A 22777-nucleotide genomic window follows, 5' to 3' on the forward strand; every position below is an offset into this window, starting at 1 on the left:
AAAGGCGATAGAGGAGTGTCTGAAACATTTGTCCCAATGGGACATCGACGCCCCATCTGGAAGTCGAGGGAACGGCCCGAATCAGGCATCGTGAATACACACGGTGAGTCGTGACAGGAACCGGATTAGGAACGTTCGCGCAGCCCATGCTTCTTGACCATCCGCTCGATGGTCTTCCGATCCACTCCGGCTTCCCGGGCGGCTCGCCCCATGTGACCGTCGTTTCGTTTGAGGAGTTCGCTGAGAAAACTCCGCTCGAATGTCGTGACCGCCGCCTGCTTCGCATGTTTGAAGGAGCCCGCCTCCCCAAACCCCGTGTCGTCAACCACAGCCTGGCGCAGGCGTTCGGGCAAATGCGCGCGTGTAATCAGCGGGCCATCAGCCAGCACGGCAGCCCGCTCGATGACGTTTTGCAACTCGCGCACATTCCCCGGCCAGGCATATCCACACAGCAACTCCGTGGCCGAGGAGTCCAGGTTCGGCACGAATCCAAGGGCCCCACCCTGCTGCTTCATGAATCGCCGCAAAAATTCTCGCGCCAGAATGGGAATATCCCCTTCCCTGCTCCGCAACGGCGGCAACACGATCGGAATGACATTCAGGCGGTAATAGAGGTCCTCGCGGAATTCTCCCCGCCGGCAGGCGGCTTCGAGATCCTGGTTCGACGCCGCGATCACCCGCACATCAACATCCAAAAACCGGATGCCGCCGACCCGGCGCATCTGCCGCTCTTGCAGGACTCGCAGCAGACGCGACTGCAGGGTCTGGCTCATCCCGCTGACTTCGTCCAGAAAGACCGTCCCGCCCGCCGCCACTTCGAACAATCCCGGCTTCGAGACATGCGCACCGGTAAAGGCGCCCTTCTCATGGCCGAACAGTTCCGATTCCAGGAGCGTATCAGGCAACGAGACGCAATCCACCGGGATGAAGGGGCGCTCCGCCCGTAGACTGGCATCGTGAATCGCCCGCGCGACGAGTTCCTTCCCCGTTCCGCTTTCCCCATAGACCAGCACGTTAGAATGTGTGGGGGCCACCTTTTCGATCAAGCTGAAGACCGATTCCATGGCCGGACTTTCCCCGATCACTCGAGACAATCCAGCCCGCTTCTCTGAACGCACTTGCTCGACAGGAGGCGGCACTTCGATGCCCCCGGATTGCCTCGCAGCCGCCGAGCCATTCTCACCGAACGCGCGACGAGCAACTTGCACAAGGTCGGAGCTGGTAAAGGGTTTGGTAATGTAATCGAAGGCGCCATAGCGCATCGACGTCACCGCGGTCTGCACGGTGGCATGCGCCGTCAACAGCACCACGTGGACAGAGGGATCCATCCGTTTGGCTGCAGCCAACACTTCAAGACCGTCCAGCTGCGGCATACGCAAATCCGTCAGAATCAATCCCGGCCGCTCGCGCTGAATGAGATCCAATGCTCGAGCCGGATCACATTCGGTCAGACAGTCATAGGGCACGCGACTCAAAATCCTTCGGCAATTGTCCAAGGCATCCTGCTCGTCATCGACGATCAGAATTTTTCCTGCAATCCCCATGGTGCTCCTTCATGCACGCTCTCACCCAGGCTCACCGCAGGCAGATAGATCTCAAAGACCGCGCCCACGTTGTTATTTCGCACCTCGATTCGGCCGCGATGGTCCGAGACAATGCCATAACTCAAAAATAATCCCAGCCCCGTCCCCTGGCCTGCCGGCTTGGTCGTAAAGAACGGATCAAAAATCCGATCCACAATCGCCGGCGGCACACCGGGCCCATTGTCCGATATGCTGATCTGTACCCACTCTTCTCCAGTGATCTGCACACAGGCCGTACGAACCGTGACGACTCCCTGATCGCCACACGCCGTCACCGCGTCGATGGCGTTATTGATCACGTTTAGCAGCACGGTCTCCAATCGATCCCGATCACCCATCACAGGGGACAACCCAGGCGCAAGATCCATGTCGATCCGCACAGAGAGCCCCGTCATCCGCTCACCTGCCATGGCCACACACGTACGTGCCACGCAGTTGAGATCGAGCGGCTTTAGCATGGATACCGTCCCACGGGAAAACGTGAGGATGCTGCGCGTCACCCGGGAGATCCGTTCCGCTTGGGCGCGAATGGTCACCAGATCGCGGGCGACCTCATCCGGCACGTTCGACTGCGCGGCATCGGCCTCCATGCATTCAATACGATTCAGAATGATGCCGAGCGGATTGTTGATTTCATGCGCGATTCCACTCGCCACCTTGCCCAATGTCGCCAATCGTTCGGACAACTCCAGCTTCCGCATCTGCCGCGTGATCTCCGCCGTTTTGTCCTCGACACGATGCGTCAGTTCGGTATTCAGCGATTCCAATTCTTGCCGCGACGCTCGCAACCGGTCAGCCATGCGGTGCACCGCCACGGCCAGTTCTTCAAATTCATCGCCGGTGTGAAGATCGAGCGGCCCGTCGTAGGTGCCACGGCTGATCGCTTCTACACCGGTCTTGAGCACCTGAATGGGCCTGGCGATCCTCGTGGCAACGTAGCGGCCCATCGCCCAAAGCAAAGCCAACATCACCACCCCGATCAACGCGAGATTGCGTATCTGGTCGCGAATGGGGGCATAGGTTTCCTCCGGTTGTTGCCGCACGAAGACGTGCCAGGAATTGTCAGGCAGGCGCAGGCCCGTGACCGGCGCGTATCCCACCACCGTATCGGTCGCTCCATGGCCGTCGTCCTCGGCGATGCCCCAACCCGGGTTCGACGAAACGATCATCGCCATCAACTGGCCAGGTATCCGATGGGCGCGACGCGGCAGAATGGGACAGACCAGAGGTTGCCCGGCGGCGTCGAACAACATGGCATGACCTGTCTGCCCGATGCGAATCTCTTTGATCATCGCGAAGAGAGAATCGAACCGGTAGGATGCCTTAATGGCGCCGATGACCGCGTGCTGATGGTCGTCCAGGATGGGAACCGCAATATCGATGGTCTCTTCCGGCGAGCGAAACGATCCTTCCTGGCCAGGGATTAACCCGCTGACGTAGACGCGGTCGAGGCCTCCGGCTTGTAAGGCCTCCCACCAGGGTTCATGGCTGAGGAAGTAGTGATCAGGTTCCGAACTGGCCGCGACCAATGCCCCATACCGGTCGGTGATCAGCAGCCCGACCATCTTGTCGCCGTCGCGGACTTTCGTCTCCAGAAGAAAACGCGACAATTCTGAATTCAACAGGCCGGCAGCGTTGTCGCGTCCTTTCTCCCATTCCGTCGCGCGGGCCTGAATCAGCCGCTGCGTGTCGGACCACTCGCCGGTGTAAGACAGATTGGCGGCTTCGACCGGCTGACGAACCCGTAACGGCGCGGATGCAAGCAACCGTACCCCCTGCACTTCGCTCTGAACGAGCATGGTTAGACGATCGGCGGCCTGCTCGGCAATCGCCTGAAAATTTCCGCCGATCACATCGCGAAGGGAACGCATGCCGGACATGTAGGCGAGAATGAGTCCGATCAGGAGCGGAATACAGCCCACCAGCACAATGGCGAGAACAATGCGGCCCTTGATGGTACGAATCGTCATTCCCCACCTCAGAGCGCACATTCTAAACAACCGGCGGAAGAAAACGCCACCTACCGTCAATCCGGCCGATGATCAAGACAGGGGTGGAACCTCTTTTGGTTCGGCCGTCGAACGGGCTAGGAGAGGCGGCTGTTCAGGGGCGAACGCGGCCACGCGCGACCGGCGGGCCCGGGCACGATGAAAAAGCCATAAGGCGCCCCCGGAGAGACTCATCAGGAGAATCGGCACGCCAGGAATGTTCAGCAGAGTTTTCTCAAACCCGAAGAAATTCAACTGGTGCAGCTGCATGACGGCAAAATGCACCCGCCGCCAGCGACCTTCGTCTTCGAGGATGTCCCCCGTCTGCCGGTCCAGCACAATTTCGGTGGCATCGGCATTGTCGAAACGAACACGCACGGCATCCTGTGCGCGTTTCTTTTTGCGTGGTGTATACCGCTCGATGTCGACACCGATGACGGTCGCCGGCGCACGCACATATTGCTGTGCAATCACCGGCGCCAGCTCCCGCGAAATCGGCGACAGGCGATCACCGGTCATGGCGTCGAGCAAGAGTGTGGTGGACACTCCCTCGACGCGCAATTTGAGTTCGTAAAACAGGCGGCCGAAATCCGACCGCAGTACCACCTGCTCAATCAACGCCCGTCCGCCCACGGCCTCCTCGGCCATCCGTATTGCGCGATCGACCGGCAGCATGGCTGTTTCCAGCGGCGGGCCAGCCAGTGGCCGAAGCTTCTCCTTATAGTGGTCATCCCAATAGAGAAACTTCGCGTCCGTCCACAACAGGCCTGTCACGACGGAGAGTAATAGAAAACCCACGGCCCCCATACCCAACCAGCGATGCGTCAATCTCACAATTCGTTCAGATCCGCCGCGACTCATGCTATCGCTCCCCGGGGCGCTCGGCCCTCACCTGCAGTGCCAAGGTGCTGCGATGGCGCAACGCCTCATAGGCCGTCCCCTCGAACTCCCCGGGGGTCTTCTCGACGTGAATCATCTCCAGCACATAACGGCCTGGCCACAGCGGAGTGAAGGACACGATGCCATCGGCATCCGTTTTGAGCTCCTTGTCCCAGCCATTGGGCGCATGCACCAGCACCTGCGTCCCCGGGAGGCGTTGCCCATTAAAGAGGGCTTTCACCACGATCTCGCCACCCGGCCCTGGGGTCACGCGGCCCATCGCAAGATTCAACCCTGTGGTGAGCGGAATCAGGTCCAACGCCAACGGCGTCGAGTGGTCCCGCTCATGTTCATTAACCCGGCTCTCTTCCAGGCAAACGAAGTAGGTCCGGGCATAGAACATTGGCTTGACGATACCCAGATCATGCTTGCGTAGATCCTGAACCGGAGCTTTGGTTTGCTCGGCGACCACCGCATTCCGTCCCGGAACACAGGACGAGACGGAACCGGCAAAGTGGTTGACCTGCTTGGTCAGCGGCACGTCGGTCTTCCCGCGCTTCGGATCCTGCACGCGCAAGGCGACGCCGTCGATCGAATCCAGCCGGCCGCCACGTTCCTCTCGCAGGAATTCGGCATACTCACCGAAATACACCTTCACTCCCTGGCCCACATCAGCCGGAGCCGTGGCGTCCATCTCCACCCAGACAAAATGGGCCTGTACAGGAGTAGGTTCCAACAGCCCTGCGATCAATACGATCCCCCACAATCCACAATTGAAGATATTCTTATTCATAGGTGTCATTCCTTTCTCAATTCCGGCCAAAAGGCGCAGCGTCCCGTTAAAATCTCCAGGAGACCCCGCCGTAGAAATTCCGGATCTCACCCGGCTGGATGCCGAGGAAACTACCGGTGGTGCGTTGTGCAATGAATGATTCATCTGTGAGGTTGCGGACACCGGCAAAAATGGCCCACTTTGCCTTCGGCGGCGCATAATTGAGCCGCAGGTTCCAAATCGTATAGGAAGGGATGGCGCCGTTCGTGCCCAGCGCATTTTCCGTCTGGGTATTCGCGCCGTCGGTAAATTGCTGCGCGACATACATGGCATCGGCTTCGATCGACGCACCGGTCGGGTGGTAATACCCCACCAATCCGTAGAACGTCATGCGCGGGGCATACGGCAGATCTTTCCCATCCGTCGTTCCAAACAGCGACTTCGGCCGCAACAGTGTGATGCTGCCCCTGGTGACGAAGCCTTGCAGCGGACGGACGATTTCGCCCCAATCGAGGCTGACCGTACTCTCGATTCCCTCCATCAATGTCTTGCCGGCGTTGACGAACCGGCTGCCTTGCTGGACGATCTGATTGCTGAATTCGGTGCGAAACAGCGCGACTTCCGCGCTCACACCGGGCACAAGGATCGACCGAATTCCGACATCCGAACTCAACGCACGTTCCGCAGAGAGGTCTTGTGTCGTTCCGCTCGTTGGATCCACCGCATTGGCGAAGGTCGGCGGCCGGAAGGTCGTATGGACATGGCCGAACAGCATGCTGTCCGGAGTGAGTTGATACTTGACCCCGGTCCCGTAGATCAGTCCTTGCGTCGTCTTATAGCCCTTGAAATTCCCTCCCGCAGGGGGAACGGCATGCATCGTCTCGCGGCTTTGATTGACCTGCTCCCACCGTATGCCGGGAGAAATGGTGAGGGCTTCGGTCAGCCGAATCGCCGTCTCCGTATACGCCGCGTAGGCCACCGACTCCAGATCGGCATTGTTGGTCGTGCGGCTGATCTTCGAGCCCGCTGTACCGATGCCGGTGATGTCGGTCAGGCGCTCGGCGTGATACCGGACGCCGGAGGTGATCTGCTGCTCCAATCCAAACAGGGAAAATTTGAACTGATGTTGCGGCATGACGCCGAAGACATTGAACTTGCGCAAAAAGTTCGTGCTGGTCGAGAGCAAGGCGCCGTTGGCGGCCTGGTCCTGGATATACCAATTCCGTTCGAACACATTGCCATATACGATGATCTTGGCTGTGTTGTGGGCGTCGATCTCCCGGCTTGCCGTCACATCGATGGCTCCACGCTGCCCTTTGAATTCATCGTTCGGCTTGCCGGCCAGCGTGCGGTCGTTCCGGTATTGAGTGGGTGTAATACTTCCAGGCGTCTGCGTCGTTTCGTCGTACCAGGAGATGTTGGTCGTAATGCGGGTCCGATCGTCGGGGTTGGCTTCAAATCGCATCGTGAAATCATCCAACTGCGATTTACTATGGTCTCGGAAACCGTCCGACTGGCGCCGGAGATACCCGAGTTGCGCGCCAAAATTCCCCCAATAGCCCCCGTACTGCGTGTCTGACTGAAACAAGTTAAAACTGCCGAACGTATTCGTGGTGGAAAACGTCGGCGTCGTGGGAATGCGTTTCTGAATGAAATTAATCAGCCCCCCCTGGGTATTGGGTGAATAGAGGACCGAGGCGCCTCCTTTGATCACTTCGATATGGTCGATCCGTTCGATCGGGACCATGTAATACGTCGAGGCATCGCCAAAGAGTGCCGGTTGTATGGGGATATCGTCCAACATCAACAGAATATTTTTGCTGCGCCGGGGATCCATGCCACGGATGCCGATGTTGGGCCGCAACCCCTGGCCGTATTCGTCGAGCACGTTGACTCCGGGCACGCGCCGCAACATCTCGTCTGCGTTTTTCGGCCGGGCGCGCTGAATTTCCTCGCGAGTGACGACATTCACCGAGCCCGCAATATCCTTCACCGACTCCTGATCCGGCTCGTTTCGTTCATGCACGTCTTTCACCACCACTTCGGGAATCTTCACCGGCTTCGCCTTCGGCGATTCCTTCGGCTCGGCAGCCGCGTTCTTTTCCTCTACGCTGGCCCCTTCATCGGATACATGCTGGTCTGGAACAGACGTCTCAATCCCTTGAGCCTGCACAAGGGTACTCCAGCTACAACCAAGTCCTATCGCCAACACCCACACAGCCCCTCCACCCATGCCCCAGATACGTCCCGCCATGATTCTGTGTTCTCCCCATTCATTGACGCACGCTGATCAGATAGACACACCACACAGTAAAAAGCCCAAGACCCTGTTCAGGGTCTTGGGCTCCGGACACCCGCGGTCCTCTGGCCTCTACACAATGGCTTGCTCAGGAATGAATTAGTTGACGACTATCGCCGGCGGCCTCCCCGCGATCGCATCGAAAGCAATGGTGACGAGACGCCGGCAGCGCTTGCACTTGATTTCAATCCCCTGTTCGGCCCATCGAGCCATCAGCTGTCCACACCGGCAACGCACATCGTCGCAAGTCAGAATCCGTGTAGTTTCCCGCTTCATGCTGTTCGTCATGCCAGTTCCTCCGCCGACGGGTTTCTCTGCCGTCGTTCTCGATGACCTGCCGAGTTTATTTAAAGGCGATTCGTTTGAGTTCAACCGCCGGTAATTCGACCTCGCCAAAATCCGACTGCCCCTTAAAACTCCCGGCTATTGCCAGGGTGAACTCTCCGGCCTTGCCGTCGTTCAACGTAATCGACACAGCCGGCGGCGTCCCGTTACCGGACGGTTTCACATCGATCGTCTTAATGACATCGAACTTGATTTTGACTGTCGCGGTTCCGCGTTTGACCGGCACTTCTTTGAGCTCGTGCGGCACGAACGCGGTCTCGCTTATTTTCTCTTCCCAGTAGAAGATGACACCGTGCACCTCGGTCTCCACACCTTTTGCATCCGTCGCGACCGCCTGAAAGGCCTTGTCGCCTTTTGGCTGAGCCAGGGCCGTCCCCGCCCCCAACCACAAGAGGCACGCGCTGCACAGTACCGCCTCCACCAATCTCTTTCGCACATGCTGCATGACATCATTCATGACGAAACTCCTTTGATCGCGTGAGATGACTTGCCGCTCCTTAACCCTCGAGCCGATAGGCGATCGGCACCAGAATAGTGATTTGGTCTTTCCCCAGCGGGTGTTTCAGGGCAAGCGGTGAGGCCTTCCGCAACACGGAGATGGCGTCTTGATCCAGCAAGCCGTGGCCGGAGCTTTCAGCGACCAAACATTCCAGAATCGTTCCGTCATGGCGGATCACCGCTTCCAGCACCACTTTGCCTTCCCACCGGCGCGCCCGCGCCTGCCTGGGGTACCGCTTCAATTGTTCGATCCGTGTCCACAACGATTCCGCTAACCAACCAAGATCCGCCGGCGCCGTCTCTCTCACCTCACGATGCGCGACTGCGCTCCGATGCGCCACCGCCAGCGCCGACACGACCGTATCCTGCGTCTCACTCAGGGAAGCCTTTGAGGTCACGACAGATGCCTCGGTCTCAACGACCGCCTGTGCGACGATAGCAGGCCAGTCCACTGCGGTCGCCAGAGCTTCAACAGGAACCGCCGACTCCTGAATCCCCCCTTCAGGCGACTGCGCCGTCGCCATCTCCGCCTCGACGGCGTGAACAGCATCGTGACGTTCCTGCCGCACGACCTCTTGCGCATGAGCCACTTGGGCTTCATGAACCGGCTGCGCGGTGACAGGCTGTACCTCTGTCACGACCGCCTGGCGTTCCAGAGGGGCGGATCGTTCAGTGGCCCGCGGGGTGACTTGCGCGGACTGAACCGTTTGAACGACTGCCGTCCGCTCCACGGCCTGAGGAATCGGGGCCCGTGAAGCACGCGATGCCGGGCGAGTCGCAGGTTGTGCCTGTGTCGGCTTCGGAACTGACTCTTGCGGGGGGAGCGAATCGGCAGCGACAGGACTCGGCGCAGGCAACTGGTGCAATGCCACATCCCACCGGAAGGTGGCCGGTTGCAGATGCGGTTTGACATCCATCACGACCTGCATCGCGATAGCCACAAGGCCGCCATGCAGCACCAATGAGATCAACCACCCACCGTTGCGAGATCCCCGCACGTGCGCGATATCTCCTCTGAGCGCGACCCCCGACATTCACCCACTCCCCTCTCCCCGACAAACAACCAGGCCGCGGGGACCACAAATAAAAAGCCCAAAGCTGTCGTGATACAGCTTTGGGCTCTGACCGCAGGGGTCGTTGGCCTTATTCGAATGTTAAGCGAACCAGACGCATGATCCGCCTCATTGGCCAAGACTTCTTCCAGTTTTTCTGCCAGAAAGTCTTGATAGCAATTCTCAATATCATGTTCGAGGACTGTTGTCAATGCGACTGTCTTCGCTCTTCCGACGGCGCACACCCCTTCAAACCATACGAGTGTTTATGCGGCGGGATGCGGAGAGGCCTCTCTGGCGCGGACCCATCGAAGGCGCAGACGGTCGAGAAGCAGATACATCACAGGTGTCGTGTAGAGCGTGAGAACCTGACTCACCAGCAAACCGCCGACGATGGCGATACCGAGCGGCCGCCGCAGCTCCGATCCGACCCCCATGCCCACGGCCAAGGGTAACGCACCCAGCAGGGCGGCTGCCGTGGTCATCATGATCGGACGAAACCGCAGCAGGCAGGCTTCGTAAATCGCCGCCAGGGGAGTTTTTCCTTCTCCCATTCGTTCACTCTGCAAGGCAAAATCGATCATCATGATGGCATTTTTTTTCACAATGCCGATCAGGAGCATGATCCCGATCAAGGCGATCATGCTCAGCTCCGACTTAAACAGCAGCAACGCCAGCAAGGCACCCACGCCGGCGGAAGGCAAGGTCGAAAGGATCGTCAGAGGATGAATATAACTCTCGTAGAGAATCCCCAGCACGATATACACCGTGACCAACGCCGCCAGAATCAACCAGGGCTGATTCTCAACAGACGATTGAAAGGCTTTGGCTGTTCCCTGAAATGTCCCGCGCACACTCGCCGGCAAGCCAATGTCGCGCATTGCCAGATCGACAGCCGGCACCGCCTCACCCAACGACACGCCAGGAGCCATATTGAACGAGAGCGTCACTGAAGGAAATTGGCCCTGATGATTGACGGACAGGATGGTATTGGCCGGCTCATACCGCGTCACTGCGCTCAACGGCACTTGAGCACCGCCAGGAGAACGGACATAAATTTCATGGAGCGCGGAGGGGTCCTGCCAGTACTGCGGAGCGACCTCCATCACCACATGGTACTGATTAAGTGGCGTATACATGATCGACACCTGGCGCTGGCCGAAGGCATCGTACAACGTATCGTCGATGAGTTGGGAGCTTAACCCCAGCCGGGATGCGGTCACTCGATCGAATACCACTAGTGATTGCTGACCGCGATCCTGCTGATCGCTGTTGACATCGACGATTTCCGGCAACGTGCGCAACTTGCTCTCGACCTTCGGCGCCCAGGTGTTGAGTTCCGCAAGATCCATGCTCTGCAGCGTATATTGATATTGCGCACTGCTGGCCCGCCCTCCGATCCGCAGGTCCTGAATGGCCTGCAGATACGTGGGAGCGCCCGGCACCTTCGCCAGCTTTGGACGCAACCGGCCGATCACCTCGTCGGAACTGAGGCCGCGCTCTTCGAGTGGCTTCAGCGCAATAAACATCCTCCCCGTATTGGTCGTGCCGGCATGGCCCCCCCCGCCTGTGAAACCCGTGATACTCGCAACGGCCGGATCGCTCCGGATGATCTCCACCACTTCCGTGAGTTTCTGCCGCATCGCCTGAAAGGAAATATCCTGCGCCGCCTGAATATTTCCGAACAACCGGCCGGTATCCTGCTGAGGGAAAAACCCCTTGGGCACGAGGATGTACAGATACACGGTCAGCGCCATGGTACCGACCGTCACCGCCAGCATAATCCGCGGGTGCCGGAGGACCCAGGTTAAGCTGGTGGCATACCCATCCAGCATGACGTTGAATCCCCGCTCACTCATGCGATACCACCAGCCATGAACACGGATTGGTTCCGACTTCAGCACGCGCGCACACAGCATAGGAATCGTCGTGAGGGAGACAACCAGGGACACCAGAATCGCCACCGACAGCGTGACGGCAAACTCTCGAAACAGCCGGCCCAGCATCCCGCCCATCAGAAAGATCGGGATGAACACTGCGACCAGTGAGAGGGTCATCGAGACGACCGTAAAAGCAATATCCTTGGCGCCCCGCAAGGCCGCCTCCATTGCCGCCACCCCCTGCTCTCGGTATCGCGTAATATTTTCCAGCACCACGATCGCGTCGTCCACCACGAACCCCGTCGCAATCGTAAGCGCCATGAGTGACAGATTGTCGAGGCTGTACCCAAGCACGTACATGGCACCAAACGTGGAAATCAGCGACACGGGAACGGCCACCGCCGGGATCAGAGTGGCGCGCAGATCGCGGAGGAACGCAAACACCACCAGAATCACCAGAGCCACAGAAATGGCCAGAGTCCGTTCGACGTCGTGCAACGAGGCCCGAATGACGGGCGTGCGATCCATCACGATCGACAGGGCCATGCTACCCGGCAGGGACGCGTCCAATTGAGGCAGGCGTGCCCGGAGACGATCCACGGTGTCGATGATATTCGCGCCGGCCTGCCGATAGATGATCACCAGGACTGCTGGCGTCCCGTTCGTGACACCCATGGTCCGTAGATCTTCTACCGAGGACTCCACCGCCGCCACATCGGACAGCTGCACGGCGCGCCCGTTTCGATAGGCGACGATCACCGGCAGATACTCCTCAGCCTTGTGCAGCTGATCGTTGGTCCTGATCTCCCAGGTGTGATCATCGGCCGTCAGCTGCCCTTTCGGACGATTCACATTGGTGCTATTGAGCACCTGACGCACCTCTCCCAGCCCGATGCCATATTTATTCAACGCGGTGGGATTGAGATCCACCCGAATCGCCGGCAACGATCCTCCGCCCACGGCCACCTGTCCCACGCCTTCCACCTGTGACAGTTTCTGCTGCAAGATGCTCGACGCCGCATCGTACATTTGCCCACGGGTGACGAGGTCGGACGTGATGGCCAAAATGAGAATGGGTCCGTCGGCAGGATTGACCTTGCTGTACCTGGGCGCATTCGGCAGATTTGGCGGGAGATCGGCCCGGGCGGCATTGATCGCCGCTTGCACATCCCGCGCGGCGCCGTCGATATCACGGTTGAGCTCAAATTGGAGGGTCACGTTAGTTCCGCCGATTGTGCTGGTGGACGTCATCTCCGTGACACCGGCAATACGAGTGAACTGGCGCTCCAACGGAGCGGCCACGGAAGAGGCCATCGTCTCGGGACTGGCTCCCGGTAACGATGCCGACACGTTGATTGTCGGAAACTCGACCTGCGGAAGCGAGGCCACCGGCAGAAAGGGAAAGGCCACCATCCCGACCAACGTCGCGCCGATCGTGAGGAGTGTGGTCCCCACGGGGCGCCGGACAAACGGAGCCGACAGGTTCATGGCGGACCTATCGGCACAGCGTTCCCCACCGTGGCCTGCCCCGGGGTGCGGCGGAAACGGGCCGCCAGCCGATCCAGGGCGAGATACACGACCGGTGTGGTGTACAGCGTCAGCAGCTGGCTCAAAACCAGTCCGCCGACGATCGCGATGCCCAGGGGACGCCGCAGCTCCGAGCCGACCCCTGCCCCCATCGCCAGCGGTAACGCTCCGAAGAGCGCCGCCATGGTCGTCATCATGATGGGACGAAAACGCAGGAGTCCGGCTTCATAAATGGCCTGTTCCGGCGGCTTCCCCTCCGTGCGCTCGGCGTCCAGCGCAAAATCAATCATCATGATGGCGTTCTTCTTCACGATCCCAATCAGCAAAATAATGCCGATCAATGCGATGATGCTGAATTCCATCCGGAACAGCATGAGGGCCAGCAGCGCGCCCACGCCGGCGGAAGGCAGGGTCGAAAGAATCGTGAGCGGATGGATGTAGCTCTCGTACAAGATACCGAGCACGAGATACACCGTGATCAAGGCAGCCAGGATCAGCAGCGGTTCATGTTCCAGCGAATTCTGAAACGCTTGCGCCGCGCCCTGAAAACTCCCGCGGATACTGGCGGGAAGGCCCAACTCCTGAGTGACATGACGAATCGCCTCCACCGCCTCGCCAAGAGAGCCGTTGGGCGCAAGGTTGAAGGAGATCGTCACCGCTGGAAACTGACCTTGCCGGCTGATGACGAGGGGCACGGTGGTATCCGTGACTCGGGTGAAGACGTTCAACGGCACGGATCCGCCTGTTCCACGCACCTGCAACGCCTGCAGCGCTTCCGGTCCCTTCTGAAATTCCGGCATCACCTCCAGAATGACGCGATACTGATTCAACTGCGTAAAGATGGTCGACACCTGGCGCTGGCCGAACGCATCGTACAGGGTATCCGTGATGAGTTGCGGCGTGATCCCCATGCGCGAGGCCGTATTGCGGTCGATTTCCACGAGAGAGGCCAGTCCAAAATTCTGCTGATCGCTGCTGACATCGCGCAGTTCAGGTCGAAGCTGCAGACTCTCCAGCAGCTTCGGGGCCCAGCGCTTCAACTCCTCCGGGTCGGCATCTTCCAGCGTATATTGAAATTGCGTCCGGCTCACCCGATCCTCCACCATCAGGTCCTGCACCGGCTGCATGTGCAAGGTCATGCCGTTGACCGCAGCCACGCGTGATTCCAGCCGTCTGATGATGTCGCCGGCGCCGGCCAAGCGCTCCCCCAGCGGCTTCAAATTGATGTAGATGCGCCCGCTATTGAGTGTCGTGTTCGTTCCGTCTACCCCGATGAAGGACGTGAGGCTTTCCACGGCCGGCTCCTCCAGAATAACGCGAGCCAGGGCCTGCTGCCGTTCCGCCATGGCGCCAAACGACACCGTTTGCGGCCCCTCCGTGATGCCGAGAATGACGCCCGTGTCCTGGAGCGGGAAGAACCCCTTGGGAATCAGAACATACAGCGCGACCGTCACCACCAATGTAGCGCCCGTGACGGCCAGCGTCGCCGGCTGACGCCGCAGCACCCACTGCAGACTTGTTCCATAACCCGTGATAATGCGATCCAGCACCCGCTGCGAGGCCCGCGACAAGGGCCCGGGCCGTTCCTCTCGCCGCTCGCGCAGGAGCCTGGCGCACATCATCGGCGTCAGGGTGAGAGACACCACCGCCGAAATGAGAATGGTGATACTCAGCGTCACGGCAAATTCCCGAAACAACCGCCCGACCACATCACCCATGAACAACAAGGGAATCAGCACCGCGATCAGGGAGACCGTCAACGACAGGATGGTGAACGCAATCTGCTTCGATCCCTTCAGCGCGGCCTGGAGTGGCGACTCTCCCCGTTCGATATAGCGCGCAATGTTTTCAATCATGACGATGGCATCGTCCACCACGAAGCCCGTGGAGATCGTCAGCGCCATCAAGGTCAGATTGTTCAGGCTGAACTCCATGAGGTACATGACGCCGAAGGTTCCGATCAGGGACAGAGGCACCGCCACCGCCGGAATCAGCGTGGCGGGCAATGTGCGGAGGAACAAAAAAATCACCAGGATCACGAGGGCCACCGCCAGCGCCAGTTCAACCTGCACATCGCGGACGGTCGCGCGAATCGAGGTCGTGCGGTCAGTCAACACCGAGACCTGGACCGAGGAGGGCAAGGTTCCCTGCAGTTGCGGCAGCAACTTCTTCACCCGGTCGACCACTTCAATGACATTCGTCCCCGGCTGACGCTGAATGTTGACGATCACCGCCGGCGTCTCGTTCATCCAAGCCGCCTGCTTGGTATTCTCGACATCGTCGATCACCTCGGCGACTTCCGACAGCCGAACGGGAGCGCCATTGCGATAGGCGACGATCAACGCCTTGTAGTCCTTACCGGCAAATAACTGGTCCGTCGCATTGATGATCGATGCGCGGCGTGGTCCGTCAAAACCGCCCTTCGCCTGGTTGACATTGGCGGCCGCCACCACGTCGCGGAGATCCTCCAGCGTCAAGCCGTAAGCGGCTAATGCGCGAGGATTCGCCTGAATGCGCACAGCGGGACGCTGTCCCCCGCTGATGCTCACCAGGCCGACACCGGACAATTGCGACACCTTCTGCGCAAAGCGGGTTTCCGCGAAATCCCGCACTTGCGACAGGGGCAAGGTCGCTGAGGTTAAAGCCACGGTGAGGATCGGCGCGTCGGCGGGATTGACCTTGCTATAGATAGGCGGCGCGGGAAGATCCCGGGGCAAAAACGTGGCCGCCGAATTCATGGCCGCCTGCACTTCCTGCTCGGCCACATCCAAATCGATGTCGAGACTGAATTGGAGGGTCACGACCGAACTGCCTCCGGAACTGGTTGAAGTCATCTGGTTGAGTCCGGGCATTTGCCCGAGCTGCCGTTCCAGCGGAGCTGTAATGGAGGAGGTCATCACGTCCGGCCCGGCGCCGGGATAAAACGTCAGCACCTGAATGGTGGGGTAATCAACTTGAGGAAGCGCGGAAACCGGCAGGTGGCGATACGCCAGCGCTCCGGCCATCAGAATCGCGATCATCGTCAGAACCGTGGCCACCGGCCGCACGATGAACAACCGCGAGGGATTCACGTGCGCGTCCCTTGTTTTTTCCGCTCCCCTCCGGTCGGCGGATTCTCCTGGCTGGTCGGAACCGCCCCGCCCGCTGGCCGCATCTCAACCTTGCTGCCCTCGCGCAACTTTTCCGTTCCATCCACCACGACGGTTTCGCCTGATGCCAGTCCGGTGTCGATGGAGGTGTCTTCGCCCTGCGCCACACCCACAGTTACCGGGCGCACGCTGACCGTCTGTTCCGCCTCGTTGACTACATACACAAATGTTCCCTTGGGGCCGCGTTGAATCGCTGCGGACGGCACTATAGTCGCACCGTGCTTGATGTCGAGCAGCAGACGGGCATTGACGAACTGATTGGGAAAGAGCGCACTGTCGTCGTTCGGAAACACCGCCTTCAGGCGGACGGTCCCGGTGGTCGGATCGATTTGATTGTCGACGGTGAGCAGCGTCCCCGTAGCCAATTTGCGTTTGTGCTCGCGGTCGAATGCCTCCACGACGAGTGGCTCCCCCCCCTTGAGCCGCTCAAACACGGCAGGCAGGTGATCTTCCGCCAACGCGAACACGACGGTAATCGGTTGCAATTGGGTAATCACCAACAACCCATTGGGATCGTTCGCATGCACAATATTGCCCGCATCCACGAGGCGCAACCCGACCCGCCCATCGATCGGCGCGGTAATACTCGAATAGGTCAACTGCAATCTGGCATTGTCGATCTGGCCTTGATCAGCTTTGACGATGCCCTCGTACTGACGGACCAGCGCCTCCTGGGTATCGAGCTGCTGCTTGGGAATGAAGTTTTGCTTGTACAGGTCGCGATACCGCTCGAAATCCAATTGCGCATTTTTCAACTGCGCCTGATCGCGCGCCATTTGTCCCTGGGCCTGGACCAACTGCACTTCAAACGGGCGTGGGTCGATTTGCGCCAGCAATTCCCCGTTATGCACGAGCTGCCCTTCCTTGAAGAGCACGCGCATCAATTGACCGTCCACCCGACTTTTGACCGTGACCGTATTCATCGGAATGACGGAACCCAAGCCATTCAAATAAATATTGATCTCGCCGGTTTTTGCCGCCGCCGCCACGACCGGCGTATTCCGCGCGGCCACGGCTGGGCGCTTTTCCGATCGGCCTGGTTGCGCTTCGCCGGACCGGGTCATCAGGACGTACGCTCCCACCGCCAACAGGCAGGCTGCGGAGAGCCCGATCATCCACCGTTTCAGGAGCGTCGAAAATCTCATCGACTCTGCCATCGCCGCTATTCCTTCCGTCCCCCGGCATCCTACGCCTGCCGAACATACTCGCAGGTCATACGCCAGGGCTGCTGAAGCTGCGCATGGAGCCCGGCGTAAGCCCGGACAAGCACGCCATCTGGAACCTCTGGCACACGCTCCGCCTGCACATGCACCGAGACAATCTTCAGCGCATGGTGCTGATGCCGGGCAATCCATTCACTGAAGCGATCGATGTCACCGCACAAGACTCGGTCGATACATTCGGCGTGATCGGACAGGAGTGCCTACACTCCTTGAAAGCGGGCCGTCCCCTCCACCGCAGTCTCGCCTTTAGCATCATACCTCATCCGCCCTCCGGACCACAGGCGTGGCCTCATATGATTCAAGTCGTGGGCAAACCGGCAGGGGTTACAAGCGTTTTGAAAAAAAATCGGTCACGATCGGTTCCCGAGTCTAGTCCGTTCACGAGCGACTCTTATCTTTGCGTCACCGGTCTCTCTTCCGTCTCCAGCGCTTGTTGACGACGATACGCACCTGATCGGCCAAGGCCTGGGCCGCCCCGCTCCGGTACCCGCCTTTTTTCCATAACAGCCCGAGGCTCCGCCGAGGTGTCGGATGTTTGAGCGGAATGCCGCGAAGCCCGTCGTTCCCCTCCAAGCCCAGAGACAGTCGCGGGAGCACGGTCGCCAGCTTGCTGGTCTTCACCGTCGCGAGGATTCCTTCAATCGAATTCATTTCAACAGCCACCTTCGGCACAATGCCCGCCTGCTCGAAACTCGCGTTCAGCAAACGGCGCGTACAAAAGATGTCCGACAGAAGCACCAAGGGTTCGTCAGCCAGGGATGCCAATCGCAGGTGGCGACGGGTGGCGAAGTGATGCCGGGGCGAGGCGATCAAGACAAAATCCTCCTCAAACAGCGGCTGGCTCTCGATCCGGTCGGATCCCGCTGGAACGAACCCGATACCCAGTTCCAACAATCCGCTCTTCACGCCTGCTTCGATCTCCGGCCCGGACAGCTCATCAAGTTTGAGGGAGACCTGCGGATGCAGGGTCGAGAACCGGCCGACAATGTCAGGGACCAGATAGGCATTGACCGTTTGCACCACCCCGACGGCAAGGGCGCCTCGCTGCAGGCCTTCCTCTTCCGCAATGGCGACTTGAGCCAGCTCCATTTCCCGTAAGGCCCGCCGTGCATGTTCGCGAAAGATCGATCCGGCCCGCGTCAGTTGAACCGATCGTCCCACGCGGTCGAAGAGCGGCACCCCGACTTCCTGCTCCAGCTGTTTGATCTGCGCGGACAAGGCCGGTTGAGACACCGGAAGTCCCTCCGCCGCCTTGGTAAAATGCAAGGCGTCGGCGACCGCGAGAAAATAGCGAAGATGGCGAAATTCCATGCCACGTCATATCATAAGTGAAAGTGATTGATCTAATCAGAACAAACACTTTGACGCCTCAACCGGACAGGCACTAGGGTGAGACCGTTCACCCGAACGGCAGCCTCCCACGAGAGCGGAAGCGAACCACGTGCAGCAAATCATTGGCTTGATACGATCCATCCAGGTGGGGCTTCCTGAGCACGGCCACCCGGAATGCCTTGAAGATCGGCCGCCACAACCGTGGACGACCGGTATCTTCAAGCATCCTGTTCGCGGGCCAATCCGCCTGCAGCCGCATAACCTGGACGGTGATGGCCAGGCAGATCTGGTTCACCATGGAGGCCTCGACAAGGCCGTATGCGTGTATCCATCCGAACACTGGTTTCACTGGGGCAGTATTCTGCCGCAGCAACAACTGATCGGCGGCGAGTTCGGTGAAAATTTCACGCTCGAAGGACTCACGGAAGCGGACGTCTGCATTGGAGACATTTTTTCAGTCGGGTCTGCCGTCGTCCAACTCTCTCAACCACGCCAGCCCTGCTGGAAGCTGGCCCGGCGCTGGCAGATCAAGGATCTGGCGGTGCAGGTTGAGCAGACCGGATTCACCGGGTGGTATTTTCGAGTCCTCCAAGAAGGACTCGTCGAATCAACTATCCCGCTGCGCCTGATAGATCGCCCATATCCTGAATGGACAGTCACCACGGCCAATCGGATCATGCATCATGAACGGGGAAATCAGAAGGCAGCTGAACATTTGAGCCTCTGCCCCCTCCTCTCCTCAAGTTGGCAACACACGTTGCGACAACGTAGCCTGCAGCAGAACAGTCCGGACCCGCAGCGCCGACAATTCGGCGATCCACACTCTTAACCATCATTCTTCCCGGGAGGTGTTATGACACGTCTGATCCTAGTTGCCTGCAGCCTGACCCTTGGCGCAACACTGACCATGAGTTCCTGGTGCGCCGCCGAAAATCCGACCACCATCACTATCCTTTCTCCGCGCAACGGGGACTCCGTGCCGGAGACCTTTGACATCAAGTATGAAATTGTGAATGCACCGGAGGGCAACCACGCCCATGTATATCTTGACGGCGCCTACCAGAAGGGATTCAAGGGCACGTTCACGAAAATGCCCAAAGGGGAACACACGATTACGGTCAAAATCGCCGATCACGATCACAAAGATGCGGGAACGGCGACAGACAGCGTTAAGGTGAAGGTCGGAGAATAAGCAGAGGGGTCGGCGGGTGACGAATCCTGCCCGACCCGACGACGTGTCGAAACATCGCACCGGCCGGGAGGGGCCGGACCCGGCCTCCTCCCCGCCACGACGCAGTGCCTATTGTCCGCCCTGTGTCGACGCACGGCTGGCCGAGCCTTGCAGATCCATTTCAAACATGACCGGACTGTCTGGGTTTTTCGGGTCGATCCGCATCGGCATTCGGTCGGCCGCCAGTTTCACCAGCGGGACCGCCACAATGTGGGGAGCCTTCTCCGATGGATTCGAATGGAGCGCAATACGAACACTCTTCGGCCGCTGGCTGGGAGCCACCTGGGCGAGGACGTCCTTGCCCATGAATCCGACCAGCATGCCGCTTCCATCCGCCAGCTTGTGAACTTCATAGGCACTCGTAGCAGGAGACACCCGGTCAAGAGCGAGGTCGGGACTCTGCGTCACCAGGGCCAACCCCAGGAATTTTGGCAGAATATAACCGAACGTCCCGGTCGGGGCTTGCGAAAACATCGTTTTTGAGGTCGATGCGCCCAATTCGGCCACTCCATTCTTGCTGCGCAACTGGCGACGCAGGTCCGCTTCACTCCCCGAAGCGTCAATGACCACCACTGCGGGGGCGGCTTTTTGAACTGGCAAGACCTCCGTCTTGCCTCCACCAGGACTCGTGCCTCCGCGTGCCGCGTTGAGAGGGGCCGGCAGAAGCCCCATGAGAAGGAACCCTACCAGGCCCGCGGCCGCAAGATATCTGAGCCGTGCATGGAACGTTAGTCGGGCGATGAAGTCACACATAGATGCTGGTCCTCCTGATCAAGCATAGCTGTCGTTCTGGAGGATTCTAAGAAGCCGCCTGACGAAAATCAAACAGGAAGGAAAGAAGCCGGATCACGGGTAGAAACTGATCCGGCGTCCGGCAATGGCCTGTGCCACCGACGCAAGGATCTGCTCCCGTTCGGCCGGTTTTTCCAGGAATTCCACAATGCCCTGCCGGCGCAGAGAAGAGGCCAATGATTCATCATGATAGCCGGTTAGGACGATGACCGGGAGGGACGGGTATTGGGCTCGAAAGTAGGTAATCGCCTCCACTCCATTGATCCGCGGCATACGGATATCGCAAATAATCGTATCGATCATCAGCGGATTGTCCCCGCTGTTGAGTACTTCAACCGCTTTGCCGCCATCGTCCGCCTCCTCCACGTCATACCCTGCCTGCGTCAGCGTCATGCGAAGCACACTTCGGATTGAGTCTTCGTCATCCACCACCAAAACCCGGCCCAGCCTGACCTTGTCACCCGTACTCACCCCGAACGGCCATGCCATTCCCATGGTGTCCCTCCCTTCGCCAGACGCATTCGTCCCTCTGTGTAACGATGCAAGGACAAGACCGTTGGACGCCGGGAAACGGCGCGCTCGCGATTCAACAGGTTAGCGTTCGATAGTTCTGACGCATCTACTGGCGAACCATTTCGGGTGGTGGAATCACACCACCTCGGTGCAAATGCACCATGGCTCAACGGAGAGCTTAGGGAGGCGGAGGTTAAAAAAATAGGGGAGACCTAGAGGCAACGGAAACCAGGCCGGTCCACCCCGCTCGTCGCCTGGGCGAGAGCGTATCTCCACGGCTAACCCTGCCGGGGTGACCACCCGAAATTAACGAACGGCGCGTTCATTCAGGATGTCGGTATAGAGCCGACAATACCGTTTGGCCTGTTCCTCCAGAGAAACATGGCTGAGGGCATGTTGGCGACAGTTGGCCCCAAGCGCCCTTCGGCGTTCAGGGTTCTGTAACAGTTCCAACATGGCCGCACCCAATGCTCCGGCCTCGCGAGTCGAGACCAGCAAACCGGTCTGACGATGTTGAATCATGTCGGGAATACCTCCGACCTCAAAACCCACCGCCGGCGTCCCACAGGCCATCGATTCGAGGACCGTATTCGGAAGATTGTCCTGCAAGGAGGGAATGACCAGCACATCAGCCGCGCTATAGATGTTGGACAACAATCGATCGCTGTTGATGTGTCCGAGGTAGGAATGCGAAATGTGATGCACCAGGTCAGAACTATTCTGGCCCACCGTGACAAGATGAAGATCCGGAATCCACCTCCCCTGCGTCCAATCATAGTCGACCAACACGGACTTTCCCCTCCAACCGGGAGAATCACTTTTGCCTGCTCCATAACAATCCCCATCGCCGACGGAAACAGGGAGGCGCTACGCACGCACCCTTGAACCTCCTTGTCAGATTCGACCTCCGACATGACAGAGTAGTGCCATCCATGTTTTCTCAGGCCACCTCGAATGTTCCCTAACACATAGAGGCCCGACGAAAGGCGGCTCCGCTCATGTGGTGTTTATTTGGTCTCCACTGCGGTCCCATACACCTGCGTGCAGGCCCGGGAAAAGAGAATGAAGTATTGAAAGTACCCGTCCACCGTAACCTCCACCATCGCGTCCGCGAGGGGTTTCGTGCGCAGCGCATCCTCAACGGCATTGCGCATCTCATTACCACCAGTCACGGGAATCAACCCCAGCAGATGGTACACACAATCCTGCCCGCGCACCTTCCCCAATTCCGTGTATCCACCCGGGGCGATTGGCTTGGTCGAAGGCGCAATCCCCCCGGGGTGATGCATGCACCCTGCGGTGAGGGCTCCCGCCGTCACTATTGCCGCCATCCAACCGCGCAGAGACCAGGTGTTCAAGAGTTGTCGCGTCATCATGACTCATTCCTTTCTTGCGCATCGCCTTTGCGGCATGCAGTGTGACATCCACGCCGGGAGAACCGTAGTGAGGATGTTTCAGGGAGTTCGTACGATAAGGAACCGGCGGAGTACCGCGAGCACGTTTGCTTCATCTTGCACAGATGCCGCTTCAGCCTCAACCCTAAATTGCGCAGGGTCCGGCATATGGCCGAATGTGCGACAGGCCCCTAGAGGGGGCGCCGGAAATTCGGACAGTGTGTTAAGTGGAAGCCTGGCTTCACCCACACCACCGAGAGGTGGCAGACGAGAGGAGCGAGGCAATGAAACGAACGAGACGGAATCACGGGGCGACTTTT

At 59.2% G+C, this 22777-nt stretch carries 18 protein-coding genes; 2 read left to right on the forward strand and 16 right to left on the reverse strand.

The annotated features are described in order from the left end of the window. Positions 1 to 125: 125 nt before the first annotated feature. The 12 genes from GDA65_10290 to cynR all read right to left on the reverse strand — a co-directional run bounded on the left by GDA65_10290 (position 126) and on the right by cynR (position 18506). A complete protein-coding gene (locus GDA65_10290) occupies positions 126 to 1544 on the reverse strand; it encodes a response regulator (GenBank protein MBA5863080.1) in 1419 nt (472 codons plus the stop codon). Further along, positions 1520 to 3574 carry a HAMP domain-containing protein gene (locus GDA65_10295; GenBank protein MBA5863081.1) on the reverse strand — a complete coding sequence of 685 codons (2055 nt, stop codon included), beginning with the start codon at positions 3572 to 3574 and terminating at the stop codon, positions 1520 to 1522. The genes GDA65_10290 and GDA65_10295 overlap by 25 nt, the downstream gene beginning before the upstream one ends. A 51-nt stretch (positions 3575 to 3625) precedes the next feature. Continuing rightward, entirely contained in the window at positions 3626 to 4432 is an 807-nt protein-coding gene (locus tag GDA65_10300) for a hypothetical protein (GenBank protein ID MBA5863082.1), read from the reverse strand. A gap of 1 nt (position 4433) precedes the next feature. Further along, positions 4434 to 5243 carry a DUF4198 domain-containing protein gene (locus GDA65_10305; protein ID MBA5863083.1) on the reverse strand — a complete coding sequence of 270 codons (810 nt, stop codon included), beginning with the start codon at positions 5241 to 5243 and terminating at the stop codon, positions 4434 to 4436. A 46-nt stretch (positions 5244 to 5289) separates the two neighbouring features. After that, entirely contained in the window at positions 5290 to 7476 is a 2187-nt protein-coding gene (locus GDA65_10310) for a TonB-dependent receptor plug domain-containing protein (protein MBA5863084.1), read from the reverse strand. Positions 7477 to 7620: 144 nt separating this feature from the next. Then, positions 7621 to 7809: a hypothetical protein gene (locus GDA65_10315; GenBank protein ID MBA5863085.1), complete on the reverse strand. Its 189-nt coding sequence runs from the start codon at positions 7807 to 7809 to the stop codon at positions 7621 to 7623. A gap of 55 nt (positions 7810 to 7864) precedes the next feature. Then, positions 7865 to 8323, reverse strand: a complete 459-nt coding sequence (locus GDA65_10320; protein ID MBA5863086.1) for a hypothetical protein — start codon at positions 8321 to 8323, stop codon at positions 7865 to 7867. A 40-nt stretch (positions 8324 to 8363) separates the two neighbouring features. Next, the gene (locus GDA65_10325) at positions 8364 to 9398 is read right to left on the reverse strand and encodes a TonB family protein (GenBank protein MBA5863087.1); all 1035 of its coding nucleotides are present in this window, start codon (positions 9396 to 9398) and stop codon (positions 8364 to 8366) included. A 284-nt stretch (positions 9399 to 9682) separates the two neighbouring features. Further along, entirely contained in the window at positions 9683 to 12784 is a 3102-nt protein-coding gene (locus GDA65_10330) for a multidrug efflux RND transporter permease subunit (GenBank protein ID MBA5863088.1), read from the reverse strand. Next, positions 12781 to 15894: a multidrug efflux RND transporter permease subunit gene (locus tag GDA65_10335; protein ID MBA5863089.1), complete on the reverse strand. Its 3114-nt coding sequence runs from the start codon at positions 15892 to 15894 to the stop codon at positions 12781 to 12783. Before GDA65_10335 ends, GDA65_10330 begins: the two co-directional genes overlap by 4 nt. Beyond that, positions 15891 to 17129, reverse strand: coding sequence for an MdtA/MuxA family multidrug efflux RND transporter periplasmic adaptor subunit (locus GDA65_10340; protein ID MBA5863090.1), 1239 nt, complete (start codon positions 17127 to 17129; stop codon positions 15891 to 15893). The genes GDA65_10335 and GDA65_10340 overlap by 4 nt, the downstream gene beginning before the upstream one ends. A 468-nt stretch (positions 17130 to 17597) precedes the next feature. Beyond that, positions 17598 to 18506 carry a transcriptional regulator CynR gene (cynR, locus tag GDA65_10345; GenBank protein ID MBA5863091.1) on the reverse strand — a complete coding sequence of 303 codons (909 nt, stop codon included), beginning with the start codon at positions 18504 to 18506 and terminating at the stop codon, positions 17598 to 17600. Between the two features lie 160 nt (positions 18507 to 18666). On the opposite strand from cynR, the gene GDA65_10350 reads away from it, so the two are divergent. Further along, a complete protein-coding gene (locus tag GDA65_10350; protein ID MBA5863092.1) occupies positions 18667 to 19356 on the forward strand; it encodes an MOSC domain-containing protein in 690 nt (229 codons plus the stop codon). Positions 19357 to 19380: 24 nt separating this feature from the next. After that, on the forward strand, positions 19381 to 19719 hold the full coding sequence (locus tag GDA65_10355; GenBank protein ID MBA5863093.1) for a hypothetical protein: 339 nt from the start codon (positions 19381 to 19383) through the stop codon (positions 19717 to 19719). 108 nt (positions 19720 to 19827) lie between these two features. Here the strand turns inward: GDA65_10355 and GDA65_10360 are convergent, their stop codons facing one another. The 4 genes from GDA65_10360 to GDA65_10375 all read right to left on the reverse strand — a co-directional run bounded on the left by GDA65_10360 (position 19828) and on the right by GDA65_10375 (position 22439). Beyond that, on the reverse strand, positions 19828 to 20430 hold the full coding sequence (locus GDA65_10360; protein MBA5863094.1) for a hypothetical protein: 603 nt from the start codon (positions 20428 to 20430) through the stop codon (positions 19828 to 19830). Positions 20431 to 20604: 174 nt separating this feature from the next. After that, positions 20605 to 21045 (reverse strand): response regulator, encoded by a 441-nt coding sequence (locus tag GDA65_10365; GenBank protein ID MBA5863095.1) that lies wholly within the window; start codon positions 21043 to 21045, stop codon positions 20605 to 20607. 324 nt (positions 21046 to 21369) lie between these two features. Beyond that, positions 21370 to 21852: a glycosyltransferase gene (locus GDA65_10370; protein ID MBA5863096.1), complete on the reverse strand. Its 483-nt coding sequence runs from the start codon at positions 21850 to 21852 to the stop codon at positions 21370 to 21372. Between the two features lie 218 nt (positions 21853 to 22070). Then, complete coding sequence (locus GDA65_10375; GenBank protein MBA5863097.1) at positions 22071 to 22439, reverse strand: hypothetical protein; 369 nt, start codon at positions 22437 to 22439, stop codon at positions 22071 to 22073. Positions 22440 to 22777 lie beyond the last annotated feature (338 nt).

It is taken from the genome of Nitrospira sp. CR1.1, assembly GCA_014055465.1.
In the GTDB taxonomy this organism is placed as follows: domain Bacteria; phylum Nitrospirota; class Nitrospiria; order Nitrospirales; family Nitrospiraceae; genus Nitrospira_A.